This is a genomic window from Acidovorax sp. ACV01 (genome assembly GCF_014851495.1).
GTDB lineage: Bacteria > Pseudomonadota > Gammaproteobacteria > Burkholderiales > Burkholderiaceae_C > Acidovorax > Acidovorax radicis.
The window spans coordinates 407,527-433,352 of the sequence record NZ_JACUZT010000005.1; the positions used below are offsets into that span (position 1 = coordinate 407,527).

General features: G+C 63.4%; 17 protein-coding genes. 8 read left to right on the plus strand and 9 right to left on the minus strand.

Annotation, left to right across the window (positions count from 1 at the left end; genetic code table 11):
* The first annotated feature begins 6 nt into the window (after positions 1 to 6).
* The 5 genes from IB243_RS16975 (at position 7) to IB243_RS16995 (ending at position 11,536) form a co-directional block, all read left to right on the plus strand.
* Positions 7 to 456 (plus strand): type II 3-dehydroquinate dehydratase, encoded by a 450-nt coding sequence (locus tag IB243_RS16975; protein WP_192428417.1) that lies wholly within the window; start codon positions 7 to 9, stop codon positions 454 to 456.
* A 383-nt stretch (positions 457 to 839) separates the two neighbouring features.
* Positions 840 to 1,082, plus strand: coding sequence for a hypothetical protein (locus IB243_RS16980; protein ID WP_192428418.1), 243 nt, complete (start codon positions 840 to 842; stop codon positions 1,080 to 1,082).
* Positions 1,083 to 1,141: 59 nt separating this feature from the next.
* Positions 1,142 to 9,796, plus strand: a complete 8,655-nt coding sequence (locus tag IB243_RS16985) for a GH36-type glycosyl hydrolase domain-containing protein (RefSeq protein ID WP_192428476.1) — start codon at positions 1,142 to 1,144, stop codon at positions 9,794 to 9,796.
* Between the two features lie 192 nt (positions 9,797 to 9,988).
* Positions 9,989 to 10,663 carry a Crp/Fnr family transcriptional regulator gene (locus IB243_RS16990; protein WP_192428419.1) on the plus strand — a complete coding sequence of 225 codons (675 nt, stop codon included), beginning with the start codon at positions 9,989 to 9,991 and terminating at the stop codon, positions 10,661 to 10,663.
* A 171-nt stretch (positions 10,664 to 10,834) separates the two neighbouring features.
* Positions 10,835 to 11,536, plus strand: coding sequence for a Crp/Fnr family transcriptional regulator (locus IB243_RS16995; protein WP_192428420.1), 702 nt, complete (start codon positions 10,835 to 10,837; stop codon positions 11,534 to 11,536).
* Positions 11,537 to 11,569: 33 nt separating this feature from the next.
* Here IB243_RS16995 and IB243_RS17000 read toward each other — a convergent pair whose 3' ends face one another.
* Positions 11,570 to 12,187: a BON domain-containing protein gene (locus tag IB243_RS17000; protein ID WP_225584995.1), complete on the minus strand. Its 618-nt coding sequence runs from the start codon at positions 12,185 to 12,187 to the stop codon at positions 11,570 to 11,572.
* Between the two features lie 131 nt (positions 12,188 to 12,318).
* Positions 12,319 to 13,173: a GGDEF domain-containing protein gene (locus IB243_RS17005; RefSeq protein WP_192428421.1), complete on the minus strand. Its 855-nt coding sequence runs from the start codon at positions 13,171 to 13,173 to the stop codon at positions 12,319 to 12,321.
* A gap of 362 nt (positions 13,174 to 13,535) precedes the next feature.
* On the opposite strand from IB243_RS17005, the gene IB243_RS17010 reads away from it, so the two are divergent.
* The 3 genes from IB243_RS17010 to IB243_RS17020 all read left to right on the plus strand — a co-directional run bounded on the left by IB243_RS17010 (position 13,536) and on the right by IB243_RS17020 (position 16,886).
* The gene (locus IB243_RS17010) at positions 13,536 to 14,558 is read left to right on the plus strand and encodes a diguanylate cyclase (protein ID WP_192428422.1); all 1,023 of its coding nucleotides are present in this window, start codon (positions 13,536 to 13,538) and stop codon (positions 14,556 to 14,558) included.
* Between the two features lie 113 nt (positions 14,559 to 14,671).
* Positions 14,672 to 15,874: a multidrug effflux MFS transporter gene (locus IB243_RS17015; RefSeq protein ID WP_192428423.1), complete on the plus strand. Its 1,203-nt coding sequence runs from the start codon at positions 14,672 to 14,674 to the stop codon at positions 15,872 to 15,874.
* 412 nt (positions 15,875 to 16,286) lie between these two features.
* Positions 16,287 to 16,886, plus strand: coding sequence for an RNA 2'-phosphotransferase (locus IB243_RS17020; RefSeq protein ID WP_192428424.1), 600 nt, complete (start codon positions 16,287 to 16,289; stop codon positions 16,884 to 16,886).
* On the opposite strand, the gene IB243_RS17025 is transcribed toward IB243_RS17020, so the two are convergent.
* From IB243_RS17025 to IB243_RS27465, 7 genes are all read right to left on the minus strand, one after another.
* Positions 16,799 to 17,200 carry a hypothetical protein gene (locus IB243_RS17025; protein WP_192428483.1) on the minus strand — a complete coding sequence of 134 codons (402 nt, stop codon included), beginning with the start codon at positions 17,198 to 17,200 and terminating at the stop codon, positions 16,799 to 16,801. The genes IB243_RS17020 and IB243_RS17025 overlap by 88 nt on opposite strands.
* Positions 17,200 to 18,117, minus strand: a complete 918-nt coding sequence (locus IB243_RS27120) for an RHS repeat domain-containing protein (protein ID WP_225584996.1) — start codon at positions 18,115 to 18,117, stop codon at positions 17,200 to 17,202. The genes IB243_RS17025 and IB243_RS27120 overlap by 1 nt, the downstream gene beginning before the upstream one ends.
* Positions 18,114 to 19,577, minus strand: coding sequence for a hypothetical protein (locus IB243_RS17035; RefSeq protein WP_370540352.1), 1,464 nt, complete (start codon positions 19,575 to 19,577; stop codon positions 18,114 to 18,116). Before IB243_RS17035 ends, IB243_RS27120 begins: the two co-directional genes overlap by 4 nt.
* Complete coding sequence (locus IB243_RS17040) at positions 19,472 to 21,490, minus strand: RHS repeat protein (protein ID WP_192428426.1); 2,019 nt, start codon at positions 21,488 to 21,490, stop codon at positions 19,472 to 19,474. The genes IB243_RS17035 and IB243_RS17040 overlap by 106 nt, the downstream gene beginning before the upstream one ends.
* Before the next feature lie 597 nt (positions 21,491 to 22,087).
* Entirely contained in the window at positions 22,088 to 23,182 is a 1,095-nt protein-coding gene (locus IB243_RS17045; RefSeq protein WP_192428427.1) for a DUF72 domain-containing protein, read from the minus strand.
* Between the two features lie 42 nt (positions 23,183 to 23,224).
* The gene (locus IB243_RS17050; RefSeq protein WP_192428428.1) at positions 23,225 to 23,635 is read right to left on the minus strand and encodes a hypothetical protein; all 411 of its coding nucleotides are present in this window, start codon (positions 23,633 to 23,635) and stop codon (positions 23,225 to 23,227) included.
* 233 nt (positions 23,636 to 23,868) lie between these two features.
* Entirely contained in the window at positions 23,869 to 25,545 is a 1,677-nt protein-coding gene (locus IB243_RS27465) for an IPTL-CTERM sorting domain-containing protein (RefSeq protein WP_370540348.1), read from the minus strand.
* Between the last annotated feature and the right edge of the window lie 281 nt (positions 25,546 to 25,826).

Below are 25,826 nucleotides of genomic sequence, written 5' to 3' on the forward strand. Positions count from 1 at the left end.
AAACCTATGAAAATCCTCATCCTCCACGGCCCCAACCTCAACCTGTTCGGGCGCCGCGAACCCCATATCTATGGCACCACCACGCTGGCGCAGATCAACGAGCGGCTGCAAAAGCTCGCAGCGGAACTGCAGGTAGAACTGGCCATCGTGCAGTCCAACCACGAAGGCGCGCTCATCGACTTCCTGCACGCCAACATCGATGTAGCGCAGGGCGCACTCGTGAATCCTGCGGGCCTCACGCAGCACGGCGTGCCGCTGCACGACGCCATCAAGGCCATGCCTTTCCCGGTGATCGAAGTGCACATGTCCAATATCGCCGCGCGCGAGGCCTGGCGCGCGCACTCCATCATCTCGCCCGCCGTCAAGGCCACGGTGCAGGGCTTCGGGCCCCACTCCTACCTGGCCGGGCTGCGGGCGTTGGTGGACAGCCTGCGCGAGGCCGCCCAGGTTGCCTGAGCGGTGTGGGATGTACGGTGATGTGCGTTCAACATCTCCTCTGAAAAGCCATAGGCCGCCGATGGACCGGCTCTGCCCTCTGCCGTGCTGCTAGTGCGCGGTGGTTGATTCGATATTTTTGGGTTAAATAGGCCGCTAGCGCTTTGGTGGATTGCGCGATATGCTATAAAAATAGTAGCATATGAGGCGGCGTCAACACAGCCCGCTTCGCCAAAAGCTGTGCGGGCAAAGCCAGGCATCAGGTGGTGAGGTGCCTGGACAAAAAACAGGCCCGCTGGGGTCTGTTCGACAGCGCACAGACGCGCAGTATCTGCCCCTTGTACAAGAGGATCGGAGCGTACCCGCCACGCGGTTGCGCCATTCACTTGTACCAGGAGCCGCCCATGTCCCATCCATCCACCCTTGCCTCTGCATGGGACACGTCTTCCGTGGGGCAGCCGGCAGACATCTCGCTGCTGGAACTCTCCCACCTGGGTGAACATCTGGTGCACTGCGGCGCGTTGCGGGGGCCGCTGGACCAGTTTCTCGCTGGCGCTGCATGGCTGCAGGCCTTGGTTGCAGAACATGTGGTGACTGTTGCATTCCTGGTCACGTTGCTGGTGGGGGGCGTATCGCTGGTGCGATAGGGGGCGCGCGCATGGGCTTACGCACACCATGGCCCTGGGTTCCTTCCGCGATGGATCGCATGCTCGATGCCCGGGCAGGCCCGGTGCTGGAGCCCCTGCGGGCCGAAGTGTTTGGCGTGGCCCGCTTCGAAGAGCATGGCCGGCACCTTGGTTCCTCCCACGACGCGGGCAAGGCACCCTTTGGCCGCACCACGTTTTACCCGCGTCTGCAGAGCAACATCCGCGCGTTGCGGGCTGCGCACCGCTACCTGTTCGACGCGCCCAACGACGAGCATGCCATCAGCCCCGCCGCTGAATGGCTGTTTGACAACTTCCATCTGATCGAAAGCCAGCTCAAGGAGATCCGGGCCGGGCTGCCACCGCGTTACTACCGCTCGCTGCCGGTGCTCAAAGATGCCCCGTTGGTGGGCCTGCCGCGTGTGTACGGTGTGGCCTGGTCGTTTGTGGCCCACACCGACAGCGCCTTCGATGAATCGCTGCTCGTGCACTACCTGAACGCTTACCAGGAGACCCGCGAGCTGAGCCAGGGGGAGCTGTGGGCGTTGCCCACCACGCTGCGCGTGGTGTTCATCGAAAACCTGCGCCGCCTGGCCGAGCGCCTGGCCAGCCACAAGGCTGCGCAGGAGCTGGCCAGCCTGTGCGCCACCCACTGCGAGGAGCTGACTACCCAGACCCTGGACGCTGCATGCGCTGCCATGGAGCAGCGCGGCGTGGCCCCCGTGTTCCTGGCCCATCTGGCTCAGTCCATGGCGGGGCGCAGAACGCCGGGAGGGCACACACCGGTGCAGCCCTTGTTGCCGGTGCAGCAGTGGTTGTTGACCGCTGTGCCTGACCTGGTGGCGTTGCAGGCCCAACAGCAGATCAACCAGGCGGCGGACCAGCTGAGCATGGGCAATGCCGTTACGGCGCTGCGGCGGGTGGGCGCGGCCGACTGGTCCGACATCATCAGCCAGACCAGCCTGGTGCTGCGCGCCATGCTGCAGTCGCCCGTGTTTGCGGCCGAGGACGAGTCCACGCGCAACACCACCTTGCACGGCATTGAAAACCTGTCGGCCCGCAGCGGGCAGGGTGAGGCCGCCGTGGCACAGGCGCTGCTGGTGCTGATGTCGGGCGGCCACGGCGAGCCTCAGGATGAGCCTGAAGGTGCGCAGGCGTTGGCAGGCTATTGGCTGCAAGGCGCCGGGCGCGGCCAGCTGGAGCACGCCCTCGGTACACGCCGCCATGCCGCCGATGCGGTGGCCCTGTGGCGTTCTGCGGTGGGTCTGTCGCGTGTGCCGCTGTACCTGGGCGCCTTGCTGCTGGGCTCGCTCGGCCTGCTGGCCTGGCTGATGGCGCCCCTGTGGGGCATGCCACCCGGGCCCTCGGCCAGTGCAGCCCATCTTGCGGGCCTGGCGCTGGTGGCCGCCTTGTTGCTGCTGCCCGTGTCCGAGATCGTGGTGGCCGTGGTGAACCGGCTCATTGGCGAATCCGTCCGGCCCACCTACATGCCGCGCTACCTGCTGCCAGCGGGCATTCCGGCATCGGCACGTGTGTTGGTAACGATCCCGGCCCTGCTCAGCAGCACCGGCACCATCGACCGGCTGGTGCACCGCCTGCACCTGCATTACCTGGCCAACCCCGAGCCCTGTGCGCAATTTGCGCTGCTGACCGACGGTGTGGATGCCGATGTGCAAGACCTGCCCGAAGACGGCGCGCTGCTGGCCCATGCCCAGAGGCAGATGCAGGCCCTGAACCAGCAGCACCCCGTCACTCCAGGCAGCGCCCCGCGTTTTGTGCTGCTGCACCGCGCGCGCACCTACAGCCCCACGCAGCAGCAGTGGATCGGCTGGGAGCGAAAGCGCGGAAAGCTCGAACAGCTGGTGGCCGCACTCGCCACGGGGGGGCAGGGCGCCTTCCTGGACCTGGACGAACTCTCGCACCTGGCACCGCAGATCCGCTATGTGCTCACGCTGGACAGCGATACGCAGCTGCCCCCGGGCCGCCTGCGCAGCCTGGTGGGCGTGGCCGAACACCCCGAGAACCAACCCCGGCTGGATGCCACCGGCCAGCGCGTGGTGCAGGGCTACGGCATCCTGCAGCCCCGGGTGCTCGCGCCACTGCCCACGTCTGCCACCACCTCGTTGTGGCAGTGGCTGTCTGCGGGCCAGCAGGGGCTGGACCCCTACAGCGCCATGACGTCTGACGTGTACCAGGACTTTTTTGCCGAAGGCAGCTTCACCGGCAAGGGCCTGCTGCATGTGGCCACCGTGCACGCCGTGCTGGGCGGGCGCCTGCCCGCCGACCAGGTGCTGAGCCACGACCTGCTTGAAGGCGCGCTGGCACGCTGCGCAGTGGTGAGCGATGTGACGCTGGTGGAGCCCGAGCCCGAGCACAGCGACACCGCCGCCGCCCGCCTGCACCGCTGGACGCGGGGCGACTGGCAGCTGTGGCCCTTTCTGGCCCAAGCCCATCGCTGGGGCCTCTCACCCATCAACCGCTGGAAGCTGCTGGACAACTTGCGCCGCTCGCTCGTGGCACCCGCATCGCTGGTGCTGGTGGTGTTGGCCATGGTGGGACTGGGCCTGCCTGTGGCCAGTACGCTCGCGCTGGTGGTGGCGGCCTATGTGGCTGCGCCGCTGATGGGTGCACTGGCGGGCTGGGTGCCCAGCCGTTTTGGGCTGGTCGGCATGCGTTTTTTGCACGAAGCCTCAGGCGACCTGCTGCGTGCCCTGGCCAGCGGCGTGTGGCACCTGGCCCTGCTGCCCCAACAGGCTCTGTTGCTGGGCGATGCCGTGGTGCGCACTGTGCACCGGCAGGCCGTGAGCCGTTGGCACCTGCTGGAGTGGACCACGGCCGAGGCCGCACAGAACACCTTGACCACGGGCCTTCACGCCACACTGCGCAGGCACAAGGCGGCGCCTTTGCTGGCGCTGGGCTGCGGCGTGGCGCTCTGGGTCGGGGGCTCCCTGGACACCTCGGCGCCCTGGGCCTTGGTGGGGCCGTTGCTAGTGCTGTGGGCGCTGTCGCCGCTGCTGGTGTGGCTTGCGAACAGGGTCCCGTCTCGCCGTGGCAGCCCAACGCTGTCGGCACAAGATCAGGACCTGCTGCACGGCGTGGCGCGCGACACCTGGCGTTTGTTCGAGCGCTGTGTGGATGCACACAACCACCACCTGCCGCCCGACAACCTGCAGACCTCCCCGTATGAAATGGTGGCGCACCGCACCTCGCCCACCAACATCGGGCTGTACCTGCTGAGTGCCAGTTGCGCACGCCAGTTCGGCTGGATCGGCACGCTGGAGCTGCTCGACCGGCTCGAAGCCACACTGGCGACCCTGCAAGCGATGGAGCGGCACCGAGGCCACTTCCTGAACTGGTACGACACCGAAACCCTGCAGCCCCTGCACCCGCGTTATGTGTCCACGGTGGACAGCGGCAACCTCTGCGCCCACCTGGTGGCCGTGGCGCAGGCCTGCAGCGCGCTGGCGGCGCAGCCGCTGTCGCCGCAGGCGGGTGAGCAGGCCATTCGCGCATCGCTGGCGCGGCTGCAGCCCCGGCTGGGCATCCACCACCTGGGTATGCGCGGGTTGCAGCACCCCTCCGCGCTGAGCCGCCTGCTGGGCCTGCGCCCGCCCGACCCCGCGCACCTGCCTGAGGCCACGGCGTTTCGCGCGCTGCTGGCGCAGGCGCAGGGTGAACTGCACAGCATGGCCCAGCCACGCCACCCGGCCATCGTGCACAGCCCGCCCACGGCGCAGGACGAACTGCTGTGGCTGCTGGCCGACCACCTGGCCACGCTGCAGTCGGTGGACCGTGACCAGCAGGCCGCGCACAGCGGCGGCGCGCCCGAGTCCACGCGGCGCCTCATGGCCCTGGCCGAGGCGCTGGATGCACTGGCCTGGCAGGCCGACTTCCGGTTTCTGTACCACCCGCGGCGGCACCTGCTGCACATTGGCTACCGGGTGGACGAGCAGCAGCTGGACAACTCGTTCTACGACCTGCTCGCGTCCGAATCGCGCACCACCAGCCTGCTGGCCGTGGCCAAGGGCGACCTGCCCGTGCGGCACTGGGCGGCCCTGGGACGGCCGTTTTTTGCCAACGGCCACCATGCGGTGCTGCGCTCGTGGTCGGGCTCGATGTTCGAGTACCTCATGCCCACACTGGTCATGGACGAGCCGTATCACAGCGCCCTTGGCGAGGCAGGGCGGTCGGCCCTGCGTGAGCACGTGGCACTGGTGCAGGGCCTGGGCAAGGACATGCCCTGGGGCATTTCCGAATGTGCCTATTCCGGACGCGACCACACCCTGGCGTACCAATACGCCCCGCAGGGCGTGCCCCGCCTGGCCTTGCGCCGCGCGCCCGTGGGCGAGCTGGTGATTGCACCCTATGCCACGGCGCTGGCTACGCAGGTGGATGCCCGCGCGGCCTGCGCGAACTTCCGCACCCTGGCTGCACTGTCGGCGCGTGGGCGCTACGGCTTTTACGAGGCACTGGACTTCACGCCCGAACGCCAGACCCATGGCGAGCGGCTCACGCTGGTCAGCACCTACATGGCCCACCACCAGGGCATGACCATCGTGGCGCTGACCAACGTGCTGCTGCGTGGAGTGGCCCAGCGCTGGGGCACGGCGCATGCACGCATCGAGGCCGTGCTGCCGCTGCTGCAGGAGCGCGCCCCGCGCGAGCTGCCCACCTTGCAAGCGACGCCGCCGCGCCTGCCGCCGCATGCGCGCCAGCAAAAAACACCCGACCATGTGCGCTCTGTCACCCCGGGTGCCCACGCGCTGGAGCCGACACATCTGCTGGGCAACGGGCGCTACAGCGTCACCCTGCGCGCCAATGGGGCGGGCTGGAGCCGCTGGCACCAGACGGGCATCACCCGCTGGCGCGACGATGCGCTGCGGGATGCGCACGGCAGCTTTCTGTATGTGCGGCAGATGGGCTCCAGCGTGCCCGCGTCCGTCACCAGCCACCCCGCTCCCGATGCGCGAGCGGTGTACGGCAGCATCTTCCACACCGACCGCGTGTGTTTTGACGCACTGTGGCCGGGGCTGCGCGTGCACGCCACGGTGTGGGTGAGTCCCGAGGACGATATCGAGCTGCGCAAGGTGGTGGTGAGCAACCTGGGCGACGAGGTGGTCGAGCTGGAACTGATCTCGGCCCTGGACATCACCCTGGCCACCCATGCGGCCGACGAGGCGCACCCGGCGTTCTCCAACCTTTTCATTGCCGCCGACTGGCTGCCCGAACAGCAGGCGCTGCGGTTCATCAGAACGCCCCGCCTGCAGACCGAGACCACGCTGCAGGCCACCCACTTTGTGGCCGAGACGCAAGGCCACGTACTGGGCCTGCGCTGCCAGACCGACCGCCAGCTCTGGCTGGGGCGCAACCACACGCCCGGCCAGCCGTTGGCCCTGCTGAGCCGTGTGCCGGAGGCGCCCGCCGCGCTGGACACGGGGTTGGACCCCGTGGCCGCCCTGGGGGTGATGCTGCGCATTGCGCCAGGCGCGCAAGCCTGCGTCACATTTGCCACAGCGGCATCGCCAGACCCGGCCACGCTGCTGGCCATCATCGACAAGTACCGCCAGCCCACCTATGTGGAGCGCGCCTCGGCCATGTCGGCCACGCTGGCCAGCATCCAGTGGGCGTCGCACCGCCCGCACCGCGACTACCTGCCCGCACTGCAGGCATTGACCACGGCGCTGGTGTTCACGCTGCCCAAGATCCATGCCGTGCCTGCGGGCCTGTTGGCAGAACCCCAGGGGGCCCCCCGTGTGTGCGACCGCCGTGTGTTGTGGCAACTGGGCCTGTCGGGCGACCGGCCCATCGTGCTGGTGATGGCCGGATCGCCCCAGGGCATGGGCCTGCTGCGCACGCTGGCCCAGGCGCTGCGCGAATGGGCGCATGGTGGTGTGGCCTGCGACCTGGTGGTGCTCAGCAGTGAATCCCATTCGTACCACATGCCCCTGCAGCGCGAGCTGACGCTGCTGCGCGAGCACCACGATGCCGATCTCGCCACACACACCGGTCCGGCCGTGACCAGCCTGCGCGTACTGCGGATCGATGAGCTGTCGGCACCGCAACTGGGCACGTTGGCGAGCCTGGCCCGCATCACCCTGCAGGCCGATGGCCATGCGCTGATGCACCAGATGAAGGCCTGGGTGGCGGCCCATGGCGCATCCATGGCCAGCCCCTGGCGCGGCGGTGCCACCGACGAAGTGCCCACGCACCAGGGCAGCACGCGGGTGCCCGCCCCGGTGGGCGGCTTTGCACCGGTCACCGGCACCTTCGGGTTCGAGGTGTCGGCTGCGTTGCGGCCCGCCAAACCCTGGGTCAATGTGCTGGCCAATGCCCAGCTGGGGGCCATGGTGTCTGAAAGTGGCGCAGGCAACACCTGGGCGCTTAACAGCCGCCTGAACCAGCTCACCGCGTGGTCGAACGACCCGGTGGCCGACCCGCCCGCCGAATGGCTGCTGCTGCAGGACCGCCGCACGCGCGAGGTGTGGAGCCTGACGCCCTCGGCCTGGGGCGCAGCCGATGTGGTGTACGGCGTGGAACATGCCCAGGGCACCACCACCATCCGCCACCGCCGAGGCTCGCTGGATGTAGCGGTGCGCTGGTGTGTGGACCCCATCACTGCCATCAAACAGGTGCATGTGCAGGTGCGCAACCTGGGCAATCGGCGCGAGCATCTGCGCCTGGTGGGCATGGTGGAATGGATGATGGGTGAAAAGCGCGGCGACCGTGCCACGCTGGCCACCGCACCGTGTTTTGCACCGCTGCCCGATGGCCGCTTGCTGGGCTTGTTGTGCACGCAGACCGAGGCGGCCGCAGGCTTTGGGGGGGGCACGGCCTTTTTCTGCGAGGCCTCGGCCGGGCCCGGCACGGACGACCGTGCCAACGAGAGCCTGGACTGGACCTGTGACCGCCGCGAGTTTTTCGATGCGCAGGGCGACCTGGTGGTGCCCCTGCAACTGGGGCAGCGCAGCGGGTTTGGGCTGGACCCTTGTGCAGCCCTGTCGCGCATGATCACATTGCGGGCCGGGTCGGCGTTCGAGCGCGTGTACCTGATGGGCTATGCCCCCACAGAGGCTGCCGCACGCACGCTGGGCACCGAGGCCATGGCCGTGGCGGCCCGTGTTCGGGAGAAGGCCGCCCTCGACCGGTGGAACCTGCTGCTCGGCGCAACGCAGGTGGCTACGCCCGATCCGCTGTTCGATGTGCTGGTCAACCGCTGGCTGCTGTACCAGACGGTGTCATCGCGCCTGCATGCCAAGGCGGGCTTTTACCAGGCGGGTGGTGCCACGGGCTACCGCGACCAGTTGCAGGATGCCATGGCGCTGGCTTGGGCGCAGCCCAACACCTTGCGCGCACAGATCGTGCTGTGCGCGTCGCGCCAGTTTGAGGCGGGCGATGTGCAGCATTGGTGGCACACGCCGGGCGGGGCAGGGGTGCGCACCCATTTCTCGGACGATCTGCTGTGGCTGCCCTTTGCCTGCGCGCATTATCTGGAGCGCACCGCCGACAAAAGTTTGCTGGAGGAGCAGGTGGCGTTCCTTGAAGGCTCCGCCATTCCTGTGGGCGCTGAGGACATCTACGAATCCCCCAACGCCAGCACCACCACGGCCAGCGTGTACGAGCATGCCGCACGCACCATCGACCGCAGCCTGCGCACCGGAAAACACGGCCTGCCGCTGATGGGCGGCGGCGACTGGAACGACGGCATGAACCGCGTGGGCGACGGTGGGCGCGGCGAATCGGTGTGGCTGGCGTGGTTTTTGTGCGCCATCGTCGCCGACTGGATTCCGCTGGCCCGCGATCAGGGCGACCTGGACCGCGTGCAGCGCTGGGACGCTGCCTTGACCGGCTGGCGCGCTGCATTGGAAAACCAGGCGTGGGACGGCGACTGGTACCAGCGCGCCTTTTTTGACGACGGCACGGCCTTGGGTAGCCACACGCGGGACGAGGGCCGCATTGACCTGATCGCCCAGGCCTGGGCGGTGCTCTCGGGCGCCGCAGCGCCTGAGCGGCAGCGCGGTGCGATGGATGCGGTCGAGGCGCATCTGGTCAACCCCGCAGCAGGCTTGATCCAGCTGCTCGCGCCCTCGCTGCGCCACGCCTCACCCAGCGCGGGCTACATCCAGGCTTACCCACCCGGCGTGCGCGAGAACGGCGGGCAGTATGCCCATGGCGGCGTATGGGCCCTGATGGCTGCCGCAGAACTGGCCTTGCAGGAGCCTGAGAACCCCGGTGCGTTCGACGTGCCCTACCGCTATTTCACCTATCTGAGCCCGGCGCACCGAGCCCAGCACCCCGTGTGGGGGCCGGTGTATGCCGTGGAGCCCTATGTGGTGGCGGCCGACATCTACAGCCAGCCGCCCTATGTGGGGCGTGGCGGCTGGAGCTGGTACACCGGCGCGGCGGGCTGGCTGCACCGGGCGGCGGTGGAGTCCATCGTGGGGCTGCAGATGCGGGCACAAGAGCTGTTCTTCACGCCTTGCCTGCCATCGCACTGGCCGGGTGCCGAACTGACCCTGCTGCGCGGTGGGCGCACGCTGCGGTTCATTCTGGTGCGGATGGCCCCGGGGGCTGGGCTGCCCATCCTGCCCAGGAATGCCCCGGCTGGGGCGCGCTGGCTCCAGGTGGGTGAGCGGCTGCGATGGATCGATCTGCCTTCGGACCTGTGTTGTGTGATCCCCCTTCCGGTGTATGCGGACACGGTTTCTGTCTCGGCGTAGTGCCCACGGAGGGGCGCCATTTGGTAAATGTGTGTATGTGCGATACCGTACAGACCAGAAGGGTTCAGCCTCGCAAACTGGCTGCTTGCCCAGTGTGGCAGGCACGACCGCGATGGCCGTGCGCCGCGCGTTACCAAAGGTGCCACCATCAAAAGATCCAATTCCCCCCTTCAGAATCAGCTGCTGGCCGCCTTGCCTGAGCTGGAGTTGCAGCGCTGGCTGCCGGAACTGGAGTCGGTGGAGCTGACATTGGGGCAGGTTCTGTACGAATCTGGTGCGGCAATGCCGTATGTGTATTTCCCCACCAATGCCATCGTGTCCCTGCTCTATGTGCTGGAGGATGGAGCCTCGGCCGAGATTGCGGTGGTGGGTTTTGAAGGACTGGTGGGCGTTTCCATCTTCATGGGCGGCGGCTCTACCCCAAGCCGGGCTGTGGTGCAAAGCGCGGGTTCGGGTTACCGCTTGCGCGCCGATGTCATGAAGCAGGAGTTTGCGCGCTCTGGGCCCGTCATGCACCTGCTGCTGCGCTACACACAGGCTCTCATCACCCAGATGGCGCAGACCGCCGTGTGCAACCGCCACCATTCACTGGACCAGCAGCTGTGCCGCTGGCTGCTGCTCAGCCTGGACCGCCTGCAAAGCAACCAGCTGGTAATGACGCAGGAACTGATCGCGAACATGCTGGGCGTGCGGCGCGAAGGCGTGACCGAAGCGGCCCTCAAGCTGCAGCGGTCGGGGCTGATCAGCTATGCCCGGGGGCACATCAATGTGCTGGATCGCCCGGGCCTGGAGGGCCGCACCTGCGAGTGCTACGAAGTCGTCAAAAAGGAATACGACCGATTGCTGCCCAAGGGCGTTGCCAGCTAGCGCGCTTCTTGCTGGCAGGCGGGCTGGGCAGGGCATGCTGTGTGCGCTGGCAGACAGTCACGGTGCACAGGGGCGCCCACACTGACCAAAGACCTGCGCCAGGCAAGCCTGCGCGCGGTTGTCACGATGCCGCTTCTTTGAGCGGCGCTGGCTGACCCGTGAGACGCCCCGATGCACCCCCCCGAGAATGCCCTTCTTCACCAGTTGCCCCCTGCTGCGCGCCAGCAATTGCTGGACCATTGCGAGCCGTTCGAGCTGGTGCTTTCCGCAGAATTGAGCGTGCGGGGCAAGCCGCTGGAATATGCCCATTTCCCCAATGAAGGTTTTTTGTCCCTGGTGATCGATGTGGACAGCCACCCTCCGCTGGAGGTTGGCATGGTGGGGGCCGAGGCCATGCTCGGGTCGGAGCTGATTTTGGGATTGGCTGCCACACCCTGGCGTGCCTTGGTGCAGGGGGCCGGGTCCAGCTGGCGCATCGGCGCCCACGAACTCCGTGTGCAGGTCGATGCGATTCCGGCACTGGAAACCCTGCTCCAGGCCTGCCTGCTGGCACGCCTGCACCAGCAGACACTGGCGGCGGCATGCCAGCGCTACCACCCGATTGCGCCGCGCCTGGCGCGCTGGCTGCTGATGAGCCAGGACCGGGCGCGTTCGGAGAGTTTTCACGTCACCCAGGAATTCATGGCCCTGATGCTCGGTGTGCGCAGGGTGGGGGTGACCGAAGCGGCCAGCCATTTTCAAGACAGTGGGCTCATTGCCTACCACCGGGGCGAACTCACGGTGCTTGACCGCCAGGCGCTGGAGGCCGAAGCCTGTAGCTGCTATGGCGCCGACAAACAGATCTACCAGCGTTTGATGAAGGCCAAGCGCTGAGGCTCGGCCCTTGTGATCGGGGCCAGGTGGGGCTTACTGCTTGACCAGCAGTTCGTCCTGGATGCTGCGAATGCCGAGCACGCTGTGGGCCAGGTGGACCCAGCGGCTTGGCTTGGGCGGGTCGTCTGCGGATTGCCCTTTTTCCGGCGCCAGGGGATGGCTCAATGACACCACGGCGGGGGCCGGGGCCGAAGGCTGCTCCTCAGGATGGGTTGCTTCAGGGTGAGGGGTATGGCCCAGAAGGCGCTGGGTGCGCAAGGCTGCCGGGCTGGGGGTGTAGTTCTTGCTGACGGCCAGAGTGGGGGGTATGCCCGTGGAAAACATGAAGCTGTCCACCGAACTCACGCCGGGCACGGTTTGCGCCACAAACACGGCCAGATCAATCTGTGTGGGGTCTGCCGCCATGCCGCTGAGCAGCACCACGCCCCGGTGCGATTCGACACCGAGGTGAAAACTGTTCACCACCGGCGAGAGGATGAGTGCGGCGCGGACCCGGGACGTCAGCACGCTGTCTTCCAGGTACGCGATGGGCGAGGGGCTGGCAGGTGCCCAGTCGGTGACCATGTCGATGCGCTTGCAGCCCTGCAGCGACATGACAGCAAGCGCTCCCAGAAAGGCGCCAGAAAGTTGGCGGGGTGTGGGATGGCGCATGGAACAGTCCTTTGGAAAGGCGGCCACCATGGTGGTGGCTGTTGTTTGCATTGTCCCACGGTGCGCAGCGGCCGTCTGTTCGCAACCGTACCCACGGGCGTGTATTGCTTGCGCGAAAAGTGCTCTCCGGATCAGGCCGCTTCACCATAAAACGCGAATCCACGCCGGTCGCGCTTGGCCGCATACATCGCCGCGTCAGCGCAGGCGAGCAGGTCTTCGGCCGCCGTGCCGTGCTGCGGGCAGATGGCAACGCCAATGCTCGGGCATACCAGCAGCTGCAGGCTGGCGACTTTCATGGGCCGGGACACGGCGTCCAGCAACTTGCTGCACAGCTGGCGCAGCGGCACCGTGTCGGCAACACCTTGCAGCAGACAGGCAAATTCGTCACCACCCAGGCGCACCACGAGGTCGCCATGGTGTACCGCCGCACTCAAGCGGGCGGCCGCTATGCGAAGCACCTCGTCACCTACGCCATGCCCATGGTTGTCGTTGACGGCCTTGAAGTGGTCGAGGTCGATGTAGATCACCGTGGGCCCTGGGTGGCCGGGGCGGTGCTGCGCCAGGGCATGGCCCAGCTGCTGCAGCAGGTGCCGGCGGTTGGGCAGCGCCGTCAGCTCGTCATGCAGTGCCTGGTGGCGCGCCTGCCGTTCGCCGCCGCGCACGCAGACCAGGTCGGCCTCGGCTTGAACGAGCGCTTGGTGGGTGCCTTGGTAGGCGCGCTCCAGCTCCTGCCGTTGCGCCGTCTCGCGCTGGAGCGCCTGGTGCATCTCCTCCAGGGCGGCAACACACTCGCGCAGATTGAAATCCGGCCACGCTTTTGCGGTGGGGGTGGGCGTCTGGCCATGCGGGATGGCATCGCCAGACGGGTTGAGCAGGCGCGTGTGCAGTGAGCCCAGCACCTGGGTCCAGTGTTGAATCTGTATGGCGCTGGGCCACGACCTAGTGAGCGTCTTGCCGAACAGGAATTGTCGTTGGTGGATACCCATGCTCTGGTCCTTTCTGAGACGCTGCCTTTGCCGGAGGAAAATCTGGGAAGCGCGGAGCTGGGACAAAACCACCGCTATCAGAACAATGTCCATACTCTTGACGCAGTCTGACGGCTTGAAGGGGCGTTCACTGTCTGCCAGCGCACATACGCTGAGCGCTGCATTGGCAGGGCTTGGAGGGCGGTGTCTTGCGCGGTGCAGGCGGGTCGGCACGGCCGAGTTCTTTGGCAGGCTGGATGTTGCGCGCAGCCACCACAGCCTTTACAGAAGGGCGTTGAGTGCTACATTCATCAGAGCGCCCGGCCGCAGTTTGCGCTGCGGTTTCCGCGCACCACCCCACCGCTGCTCCAGAGGAACCCCCCATGTCACCGGAACGCCAGCGACTGATCCGCCTGTTGTTCGATGAGTACATCGAGATGTATGCCGCGCGGGATGCGCGTCTGGTCACGCGCTTTAGCGACAACTTCAGCGGCTTTGCGGGCAGCAGCGACCAGCTGATCAAGAGCCGCAGCGAGTGGGTCGCGGTCACGCTGCAGGACTTTGCCCAGGTGCCAGGCCGCATCGGGATCGACGTGGTGGACCTTTTCCCCCAGGAGCTGAGTGATGACGTGGTGGCCGTCACCGCGTTTTTTCACATCCAGCTGCCCATCCCCGACGCATTGTTTGCACGCGAGACCGCGCGGCTGGTGCTGGTGTTTCGCCACGAGGGCAATGACTGGAAGATTGCGCACAGCAGCATCTCCATCCCGTTCGGTGTGGCCCGTGCGGGCGAGGTGTACCCGGTGGACCGGCTGCAGGAGCACAACCGCGAGTTGCAGACGCTGGTCGAAGAGCGCACCCAGGCCCTGGCCCAGGCCAACCAGCAGCTGCAATGGATCAGCAACACCGACGGGCTCACCGGCATCGCCAACCGGCGCCACTTTGACCAGGCCCTGGCGCACGAATGGGCGCGTGCCCAGCGCGCCCAAACGCCGCTGTCGCTGATCATGCTGGACGTGGACGTGTTCAAGCATTTCAACGACCACTATGGCCATCTGGCGGGCGATGCCTGTCTGCAGGCGTTGGCCCTGACCCTGGCGCAAACCGGCGCACGCCGAGAGGGCGACCTGGCAGCGCGCTTTGGCGGCGAGGAATTCGTGGTGCTGCTGCCCGCGTCGGATGCCCAGGCCGCCATGGATGTGGCCCACCAGATCCAGCATGCCATCCAGGCGCTGGCCCTGCCGCACGAGGGCGCCCCCTATGGCATCGTGACCGTGAGTTTTGGCGTGGCCACCGTGGTGCCTCAGCGCGACCAGGCCCCTGAAGAACTGGTGCGCCGCGCCGACCGCGCCATGTACCGCGCCAAGCAGGGCGGGCGCAACCGCATCGAGCTGGCTCCAGACTGAGGGGCTGCTGGGCCTTCATGCCGTCCTGCCCGCGCTGACACGGGCGCACTCTTATATGGTTCATACAGGGTTTACCCGAAACTCATGCACCGAAATGGTGACAATGGGCGGCTATGCATTTTTCCCGCTTCTACAAAATGGCCCTCATCCTGGGCCTGCTCTCAGCCATCGGGCCGTTTGCCATCGACATGTACCTGCCCGCGCTGCCAGACATCGGCGCCAGCCTGGGAGCGTCGGTGGGTGCCGTGCAGTGGAGCCTGACGGCGTTTTTCCTGGCGCTGGGGGCGGGCCAGCTGTTCTACGGCCCCGTTTCCGACATGGTGGGGCGCAAGCCCCCGCTGTACTTTGGCCTGGGCCTGTTCACGCTGACCAGTGTGGGCTGCGCGCTGGCGACGGACATCGAAACCCTGGTGGCCCTGCGTTTCCTGCAGGGCCTGGGCGCGGCGGCAGGCATGGCCATACCGCGTGCCGTGGTGCGTGACCTGCACACGGGCACCGATGCAGCGCGGCTGATGTCGCTGCTGATCCTGGTGTTCAGCGTGTCGCCCATCCTGGCGCCGCTGGCGGGCAGTGGGGTGATCGCGCTCACGGGCTGGCGCGGCGTGTTCTGGGTGGTGGCCGTGGCCGCTGTGGCCGGGCTGGCACTGGTGTACGGCGGCCTGCACGAGACACGCCCTGCGTCCGACCGTGTGGAAAGCAGCCTGGGCGGCGCCCTGCGCGCCTATGCGCTGCTGCTGCGCGACTGGCACTACCTGGGCCTGGTGTTCATCGGCGGCTGTGCCATGGCCGGGTTTTTTGTGTACCTGGCGGGTTCGCCGTTTGTGCTCATCAACCACTACGGCCTGTCGCCCACGCAGTACAGCGTGGCGTTCGGGGTCAATGCGGCGGCGTTTATCGGCGCCTCGCAGTTCACCGCCACGCTGGGTGAGCGCTTTGGCATGGTGCGGGTGGTGAAGGTCGCGGCCACGGCCTCGGGCGCTGTCATGGCGTCGTTGCTGCTGTACTACCTGCTGGGCGGCGATGACCTGGCCGTGCTGATCGGTTTGTACTTTGTGGCCAGCGCGCTCATGGGGCTGGTGATCCCCACCACCTCGGTGCTGGCGCTGGAGAAACACGGCGCCATTGCCGGCACGGCATCGGCCCTGCTGGGCACGCTGCAGATGCTGACGGGCGCCCTGGCCATGGGCGTGGTGGGCCTGTTTGCCACCGGCAAGCCCCTGCCCATGGTGATCGGCATGGCCACCGGGGCGCTGGTGGGCGTGGCGCTGGCGTGGATCACGCTGGGCGGCAGGCGCGGGGCAATGGTGCATGCCTAGCTGTGTGGTAGCTCTTGCAAAAAACGTAAAAAAATACTGTTAGCGCATAACAGGTAATCGCTCGCAGCTATGAATATAGGAGCGCTTGGCCGCTATGAAAGAGACGGCCATTGTGCGGACTCCTTCTGTGCGATGCGCTTGCCGTTCAGGTAGACGTACTGAACCAGCCTGCCGGAGCCGGGGGAGTAATTGGCCAGCAGGCTGCCGTGGGCACCATGGAACTTATGCGTTAGGACGCCCTTTGAGTGGGCGGAAGCGGTTCAGATTATTGGGTTACATAAACAATAGCTTCTCGCTGCAACAGATCGATACTGTGGGCAAGTTTCCCCAGTCAGTATTAACTCGCATCGCAAATGTCGTCGACGTGCTCGCCAGTGAGGAACGTACGATGCCAAGAGTGACACCAACAAAGATGTACCACCCCAACTCTGTACAGCTCAGCAAGTTTCTAAGCCTTGTCCTTAGGCATAAACCTGATGCCATCGGGTTGGCTCTAGACCCCCAGGGCTGGGCTTTAATCGATGAGTTGATCGTCCAGAGCCGCACCGCCGGCACCCAGTTCACACAGGAAGATTTGCTGTGCGTCGTCAAGACCAGTGAGAAGAAAAGATTTTCCCTTTCTAAAGACGGGCAACGCATCCGAGCTGCACAAGGGCATTCAGTGGTCGTAGAACTCGGGTTGTCACCCGAGGAGCCGCCGAGCCTCCTGTACCACGGGACCGCAACGCGATTCGCCGAATCGATCCTATCTGTCGGGTTGAAGCCGCAGGCTCGACAGCAGGTTCACCTGTCCGCAGACGAAGCAGTTGCCCATCGCATTGGCCAGCGTCACGGCAAGCCAATTGTCTTTAAGGTCGAAGCCCTTTGCATGCATGTAAGGGGCTTCGCTTTCTTCTTGGCAGATAACGGTGTATGGCTGACTGATCAGGTGCCGCCCGAATTCTTGGCGCACTCGTCATTTAGCACGGCGGATTCCGCGATGACCTCAAAGCAGCCAAAGCTATCGACATAGATCACAAAGTGGCGCATGACCCATTTGTCTCGCCATTCAGGCACTGCATCGTTTCGTAATTCCGCCACCCAATCGGACTCCGTGACCTCGCAGACCGTGTCGTAAGTATCAGTGAGATGCCAAAGGGTGCAATAAATCTCCGCGCGCTTGCGGAAGGCCCGTGGCTTGACGAAAAGCACGTCCATCTGGCGCTTGTGTCCATCGTCATCGAAAACCATCGATAGCAAAAGCCCTCTGTCTTCATCGATAATTTTCGGCTCACGAACCGCCGCAGTAGAAGGGCATGGGAGTGAGAAGATCGGTAGCTTTTCCATCATTGCCCTCCGGAACGGCGAACTGTGTCAAATGGACCGCCAGGGTTGTGCGATAGTTGATCAGTGAGCCTCTTCTCAAATTCTCCGCTGCCAGTTCGATTAACCGTATTCCACTCCGACCTTGCGACCCCTGCCGAATCAAGTGCCTGCGAAGAACGTGTATTCAAGATGATGGTCTTGCTATCTCGAACGATGTAGTCGATCGGAACTTCAGATGGCTTCATGGCACCAGAGCGGAGTGCAGCAGCCACTTCATCAACACTCTTGCCTGCAAAAATACCGTCCTTGCTGAACATCGCGCCATAGGTTTTCTGTGCAAACTGGGCATCGGCGGCTATTCCCTTTGCAGCAACTGATGCTGCCACCACTTTTTCAGCCGCGCCGCCTGCTCCGCCCGCAGCCATCGCTGTAAATTTTACTGATTCGACTGCAAGACCCTTTAGGTACCCCACCGGGTCGAAGTTTGGAAACACGTTCACTTCGGCCTGCCGCCCATCCGGGTCCACGTACTTGTAGGGGTTGTTATTGGCGTAGGCGTACCGGTTGAACGAGTGGATATTCTCCTCTTTGAAGTCAACCGGGTCCACGCCCGTGAAACGTCCTATCAGAGGGATGTAGTAGCGCCCCCCCATGTAGGTAATCCAGTTCGTCTGGTCGTACGGCTTGCCTGCAAACCACAGTTTGTTGTTAGCACCAGCGGCGGGAGCTCTCTGGCGATGCCCGTAGGGCAGGTAGTTTTCCTTCCAGACCACGGCGCCGTCGGCATCGGTGGCAATGGCGGGGCTGCCCAGGATGTCGTTGTGAAAGAACGTGACGGTGGTCTGGGCGCCAGCGCTGGCCGCAAAGGCGCCGAAGGCCAGAAGAAGGGCCAGGCGCATCAGAAGACGCAACCAGAAGGAGTGGAGCGTAGAGATCATTGTGCGGACTCCTTCTGGGCGATGCGCTTGCCGTTCAGGTAGATGTACTGGACCAGTCTGCGGGAGCCAGGGGAGTAATCGGCCAGCAGGTTGCCGTGGGCGCCGAGGAACTCATGCGTTGTGATGCCTCCCTGAATGACCTGGGTGCGCTTCTGGTCCCCGTCGTAGGCGTATTGCACCCGAGTGGCGGCGGTTGAGCAGTTGATGCACTTGAGATTGGGAACGCTGTCGTACTCAAATGTTCGGGGGCCGCGCACGACGATGTTGCCCATGGCGTCGTATGAGTGATTTGCGGTGTTGCCTGGCGTTGCTGTCATGCTACTGAGCAGATTGCTGCTGTCGTAGTGGTAGGAAAGCCGCAACCCGGGAATCGTCTGCGCTGTGATATTTCCAGCGCCGTCGTAGGAAATACTTCCAGAACCTTGCGGCGTTCTCAGGCTGGTCAGGCGGTCCAGGTTGTCATATCCAAAGGTGCGATCGTAAGCATTGTCGATGCTGTCTGAAATTCCGGTCAGATTGCCAACTCCATCGTAGGATAATGAAGACCGGCTGTAGGCAGTTGATGATCGGACCGTAGAAAATGAACTGGGCCACAGGCGGGAGTTTTGGCTGTACTCCGAGGAGACGCCATTGGCATACATAATCCTGTTGACCTGGCCTGATGGCCAATAGCTGACACTGGTGATATAGCCGGAGACGGAAGTGGGGCGCCCGAGCGCATCCACGCCGTAGCGGACAGTTTCACCGGACAAGGGATAGGTAATGGAAGTTAGGTGGTCATTTTCGTTGTATCCATACCTGGCCGTCCAGGTCAGTCCGTTGGCATTTAATGTTTCAGACTGTAGATTTCCGTTTCCATCGTAGGAAAAGCTGCGGGTGGCATCTGTCGAGAATGTCCGCAGTAAGCGGTGCCTGTTGTCATAAGAGTGGGTGACAGAAGGCGTGGCGCCGGTGTAATTGACGGTTCTCAGCCGATTCTGGTTGTCATAACTGTACGTGGTGGTGCCGGAAGATCCCACATTCTTGGATGTCATATTGCCCGCTGCATCCCGGCCGTAGGTTGTTGTGCCAGTTTCTGGATGGGTTGCGGAAATCATGTAACCACTGCTGTTATAAGAGTATCGCCTTGTTATCCCAGCCTGCTTTGCAGACGTAATAAGGTCCTTACTGTTACGGTCGTAGTCCATGCTCGCGCTGGAATCAGGCGTAGTGACGGCCATCAGGAATTTTTTGTCAGGGTCGCCATATGCGCGGTAGTAGTGAATGGTGGTATTGCCATTTTCATCCCGCACCGATTTTGAAGCAGACCCATGGTTGATGAATTTCGATGTTCCATCAGGGTTCCGGATTTGAGTCACCCGGTCCAAAATATCGTAGGAGTATGATGTGCCCGAGCTACTGCCGGGATTAGATATGAATGTAGTGCGCCCCAGTGCATCTGTGGAGTATGAGGTGCTGATACCCCACCCCGGGTGACTGAAAATACTCTTCCGAAGGAGTTGTAGTTGATTGTTTCTGTCAGCGACCCACGTGTTGCCGTGCGGCTTCGGCTTGTGTAGCTGATGTTGACGTTATTGCCCTCTGGGTAGTCCACGGATGTGATCCTGTTCATGGATTCATATCCATAACGAGTTGTTTCACCCCCAATCGTTTCAGAGGTTACATTGCCAGCGCTGCTAACTTCTCGTGTTATCGAAATTCCTTCAGGCTGGGTTTCATTTTGTGCAACACCGCGGCTATAATTTGAGTAATTGTGCGTTAGCGACCGTGGGAAGGTGGCGCTGCTTACATTGCCGGCGCTATCGTAGGTTCGACTGATCGATATACCATTTTTTGTTTCATTGGTCATGTTGCCGCTGCTATCGAAATCCCGCGTAATGGTATGGCCTGATGATGTTTCGTTTTGTGGCTGCCTGATGATCCACTTCGATGTATTTGTATAGTAGCTGACGGTGGTTGTTCTGTCGCCACCCCTTGTGCCTGATTCGGTGATGGTGCGTGGGTTTCCATAGCTATCGAAATTGCTATAGGCAGTGTCGTAGCTACCGCCGTCGCGAGTAATGGTTTTGCGTGTGAGCAACGGCGCATTGGTTTCAAGATAATCGAATCTGGTCACAAATGCACCGGGGCGGACATAGGTTTCTGTGGAAATTCTCTGTCCACTCCAGGTGTATTGTTCAGTTTGTTCATCGCCAATGCGTTTCTGGATCAACAAACCAACCTTCCAGACGCTGCCAGCGCCAGCATAGTTGGGGCCTACATGCTTGTATGTTGTCGTTCCTTCAGGCGAGGTGACTCGAGTCGTATCCAGAGAGCTATTGCCTCCAGGGGAATAGTCGAATGACCAGCTTCCTCCTGTACTCATTGACTTTCGGCTAACGACATTGGATTTGCTGGCTGGATTGGACTGCGAGTCAAAAAATACAAAATCGTAGGTGTAGCTGATCGTCCCGCCTTGCGGTGTCGTAGCCGAGCGCATGAGATAGCTGCCAGCAGTGGCACCATTGTTTTCTGAATAATCATATTCCCAGCTGTTGTTATCAGGCCTGGTGACGGTGCTTAGTTGATAGACACCTGCGATGCCCGAGGGCTTGTACGAGTAATCGTAGGTTTGGCCGGCGCTGGTTATGCTGCTAATTCGAGCAGTTGTTTTTCCTGAGTCAATGTATGTAAAAGAAGCGGACCTTCCATCACTAGTGGTAATACTTCGAATTTCTGAACTGGAAGCTGATGCATAGTTAATGGTGATGTGGTTTCCATTGCGATCTGTGATTTTTTTGGTGTGCCATTCATACATTGGATTGGCGGTCGATCCCGGTCCCAATGCTTGGGTCATGTCATAAATCATCCCGTCGGGCGAGGTAATAACCAAGCCTGTCCCGCTGGTGCTGCACATGGCTTTCCATCGTTGCGTGGTAAGCATCAATGGAGAGCTTTGGCCAGTGAAGGTAAGCAACTGCCGACTGCCATCCGGGAGTTCCAGGATGGGGTTGTCTGACACGGACTCAAGGTTCTGATTCAGGCAAGGGTATGAGTTGCGCGACTTCAGAATGCGACCAAAATGAAGGGTCCACCCCAAGCCAATGCTCGTTCGGGGTTGTGTTGGATTGGCAGGATCTACACTGCTGCTGTTGTAAGAACGGACGATGGTTAAATCCATTCCACCATTGCCAGGAATTCTGAGGTCGATATAGTGCCGCTGGAGTGCACCAGTAAACGGGTCAATGTTTTCATTTTGGCTCTGATTGACAAATGCTCTGTTGGGCTGAATCCCCGGCTCTTTGTAAAAGTCTGGAATCGCCTCTTGTGCATGTCCGATATTCGCTAAAGAAAGTAACATGACCCACAGCCATTTTGTGGATTTATTTTTCAAAATTTCCTCCCGGTGATTAATATTGTTTGGAAAATCTGCTGTTGATCAATGGGAACATCCATTTCATTACCCGGGGTGAAAACCGTCTACCCGGTGCTGTGGCGCATGCGCTGAAGCGGGTGCCAATTAGAAAATTCCTGTCAAGAGTTCGTAACTACCAACTCTGGTAGGTGTTGTTCGGCGACATTCAGGTTAGGTACCTATCGGTGCGAATGCCTGAGGTCTCGATGAAATTTGGCAAGCCCATCCCAAAAAGCCACCGGGCAATCGTGTGATGGTGCAGGGCCCTGTGGTTGGCCTGAGGGGATGCGATGGCTCTGCTCAAGGCCATTTGGTCGTTTGTTCATGTCAGCCCCTGCGTCCCGACGCCTGCGCAGTGCAGCTCGGCTTTTTTTGGGCGCACGCTGGTGAACACAAACCATGCGTACTTTTCTAAAAATATGAACAAAAATCGGCCCTGGCGCTTCATAGGTAAGCGCTGGCAGCGATGAATATGTGAGCTTTCCGCTTTCCGAGGAGGAATTCGGCATGGGTCTTGCTGCCGTGCCCCCTGTGCCCATGCTCAAAGGCTTGGACGCCTCTGCGGCCGGTATGCAGTTAGCGTGGCGTTGCCGCCAGCACCGCAGCCACTTCGTCAGCCACACCGCGCACCGTCTGCGGCGCACAGCCCTCGGCGTGGTTGCTGATGGTCACAAAAGCGTTCTGCCCCCGGCGGGTGATGCCCGCAATCACGCTGGCAAGCTCGGCGCGGGTTGGCAGGTCGGGGTGGTGCAGGCGGTCATACGGGTCGTACAGCCGTTCCGCCTCTTCATAGCCATAGGGGCCGTGCACCGGGTTCAGGTTCCAGCGGCACACCAGAGGGCCGGGCCACAGTGCACGCAGCATCGGCAGCTGTTGTTGCAGCGGCGGCATCTTGGCGTGCAGGCCCAGGCAGTAGGTGGCACCGGCTTCGCGCAGCACGGCGGCAAAGTCGGGGGTCAGCCACTCGGGGTCGCGCACCTCCACGGCGATCACGCCATCGGGTGCCAGCGGCGCCAGTGCGGGCTGTGCGAGCAGCATGGCGCGCAGGCGCTCCAGCAGCAGGGGGATGCGGTCCAGCTGTGCAAGCGGCAACGGACTGAGCTGGAACACCAGCGCGCCCAGCTTGTGCCCCAGGCCTTGGAGGGCAGGCTCCACACACTCGCTGAGTGCCAGTTCGGGGCTCAAAAATGCCGGGTTGGCCTGGCGGCCCCGGCCGTCTTCGCTGCGCACCAGGGCGTCGGTCACCACACTCGGCGCCTTCACCACAAACCGGAAGTCGTCGGGCACCTGCGAGGCGTAGCGCTCGTACTGGCTGACGGTGAGCGGGCGGTAGAAGCTGCGGTCGATGCTCACGGTGCGCATCAGCGGGTGCTGGGCGTACACCGCCAGACCTTGTTTGGACAGTTGCGCGTCGGAATGTTCACCCTCCCACACCAGGCCTTTCCAGCCGGGGTAGGTCCAGCTGGAGGTGCCCAGGCGCAACTGCGGGGGCAAGGCGGCGGCCAGGGCGGTGAGCGCATCGTCGTGCGCCATGGCGGTTACCTGGCTGAAGCGCTTGCGCTGGGCAGGCGGTGCGGCGTGTTCTGCGGCTTCGGGGGCATCGGCTTTGGTGGGCCGGGAAGGCGCGGGAGGTGTCGGGGCTTCGGGACTGCCGAACAGATCGTCTTGCATGCGGCGGGCAGGGCAGGTAGGTGAAGGGGCCAGTGCGCGGGGTCACAACCCCGAGAACAACCCGCCCTCGTTCAGCAGCTCGTACGTGATCTCCGGCCGCTGGTCCATGCCCTTCTTGATGGCCGCCGGGATGGCCTGGCGCGTCTTGCGGCACAGGCCGCGCTGCTCATGGACCAGGATGGTGATGCCGCGCAGGGTGCGCACTTCGTTGGGGCTGGGAGCGATGGTCAGGCGCAGGCCCAGTTGCTGCTCCATGCGCTCCTGCAAACGCCGCAGGTCGCTCAGGCTGCTGACGTTTTCCAGCCGCTGCAGCAGCTTTTTCTCTTCGGCCTGGGTGAGCTGCAGGATGCGCGTGTCGCCACCGGGCGATTGCAGGAGGGCGTCCCGGTCACAGACACAGGCGCCGGGCGGGCATTCTGTGCGGATGGGGAAGGAGAGGGAGGGGGCGTCCATGCAGGGGCGGGGGCTCGGTGGCCTGCGCATTTTAAGAGCGCGAGGGAAACGTTGTCGCTCGGTCGCCTCGTTCTCGCTGGATCCAATGCCGGGCAGTGGCTCACGCGCGCGACCCATCAGGTTGAAGGAAGGCTTTGGCGGCAGGCTTCAATACCGCTGCCAGAAACGACTAGCGCGCCCAGAAGGCGCGCCAGTCGAGTCCCTGCCGATGCAGCTATTTCAGACGCTGCAGATCAGCGAAGGTTGCCCCGCTTGCGTTGCAGCCACACCGAGCCCATGAGCGCCAGGCCCAAGAGCATCATGGCGTATTCGCTCAGGGTCGGGATGTTGCTGACGGGCCCTACGCCCCGGGTGATGGTGTAGAAGGCTCCGGTGGTGAAATTGCCGTCACCCACCGTGGGTCCGCCCAGGAGAGAGCCACCGGCATTGATCGTATTGTCGTCATTCACGTCCAGGCGCAATGTGCCGCTGCCTGTTCCTGTATTGACGGTCACGGTGTAGACGGCGCCTGCGCCACTGACGCCGGTGACGGAGGCACCTGCGATGGTTCCGGTGGATGTCAGCACAAAATCCGACGCATCCACGCCGGTGACCGGGGTCGTAAAGGTGACGGTGTAGTTGACCGATGCCGCGACCGTGGGGTCCGCATCGGCACGAACAATGGATTGCACGAGTGGGCAGCCATCAGTACAGCCGACGACTTCAAAGACCCCCCCGCCTTGTGGAAGGCCTTCGATCACGATGCCCAAGCGGTAGCTGCCCGCTTGCTGGATCCCCAGCAGGAACCGGACGTCGATGGAGGCGCCCGCGGCCAGAGGGGTGCCCAAGGTCACGGCATCGACGGACATGGTGGAGTTGAAGCCACCGCCGTTGGGTTGCGAAGGCGGTTGCTCCAGCGTGGTGCCTTCCACTGTCACATTGCTCGTGCCAGAGCCGCAGGGGGCGCGGTCTACGGTGACCACCACGCTTGACGACGTGCGGGGGCGCAGATCCGCAATGCCGGAAGGAGCGGGGAACGTCGTCAGGTCAATGATCTTGAAGCGCAGCCGCGTCAGGTTGCCGCCACTCGTATTGGTGAAGGTCCGGCGGACGTCCAGCGTGCCAAAAGTGGAGTTGTTGGCGGGGTCGCTCGTCAAGTCCCGCACTGAGTTGGGCGGCGCGGGTGCGGCCACACAAGGGTCCAGCAGGGCGGGGCTGACAATGCTGCCGATGACGGGGCTGCTCAGGTTGGAGGGCGATGGTGCCCCCAGCCGCTGCCCGGCGCCCGCCGACGTGCCGTTGGTATCTACAAAATAGAAATCGGTGGCGTTGTTGTTGGTATCGATGGCCACGCCCGTGGTCGCGCAGGCCGCGAAGTTGGCGATGGCGCCTTGTTTTCCACAAATATCGCGGGCAAACGCATAGTTGATGGAGAAGGGGGTCAGTGCGGAATACCCCGTGCCTTCCTTGTACAGCGTGTTGGCCTCCGACGTGGAGCCCACGGCATCCAGGCGGTTTGCCAGCAAGAACTCGGCGGGGGTATTGCTGTTGAACAAGGCAATCCCCGCATTGTCGGGAATGTCCGTGACGTAGGTGGCGTCGCCCGTGGCCGTTGTGCCATTGCCAGCGGGGTAGCCGCCGATGGAATAGGCACCGCTGTTGGTGCACAGGTAGTGCCCGTGGGCGGGGATAACCGTGCCATTGGGGACGGAACACCGCAGCACGCCATCCGACGCTGCAACGCCGTATCCGGTGCCGGTGCCGGTGGCGACTACGGTCAGTGGTGCAGCAGTTTCGTTGTAGAGCTTGATGAATTCATCATTGGCGCCGCTGGGGCCGCGCAAGCGGAATTCCCCAATGATCAGTGCAGAAGCCTGGGGCGCTGCGACGCACAGCAGAATGAAGGCGATCGCACTGAGGCGGCGGCGCACCAAAGCAAAAAAACTTCGAACAAGACAGTCAAATCTCATACATCCTCCGGCACAAAGTGCGTGGTTTAAGGCCGCAAGTGGATGTGTAAATGAGAAAGGAGGCTGTCTACCAGTTCACATACAAAAGCAATTTTTACGGGGCTTTTACAGGATGCGCCTTATCTGTAGCCCGCGCAATAGGTACAGGCCAGAAGGGGGCCAGTTGCATTGCGGTCAGTTCTGAGGCTTTTGAATATCGGCCCGGTGCGTCCATCCGGGCTATTGCGCCCGTGTAGCCCGAA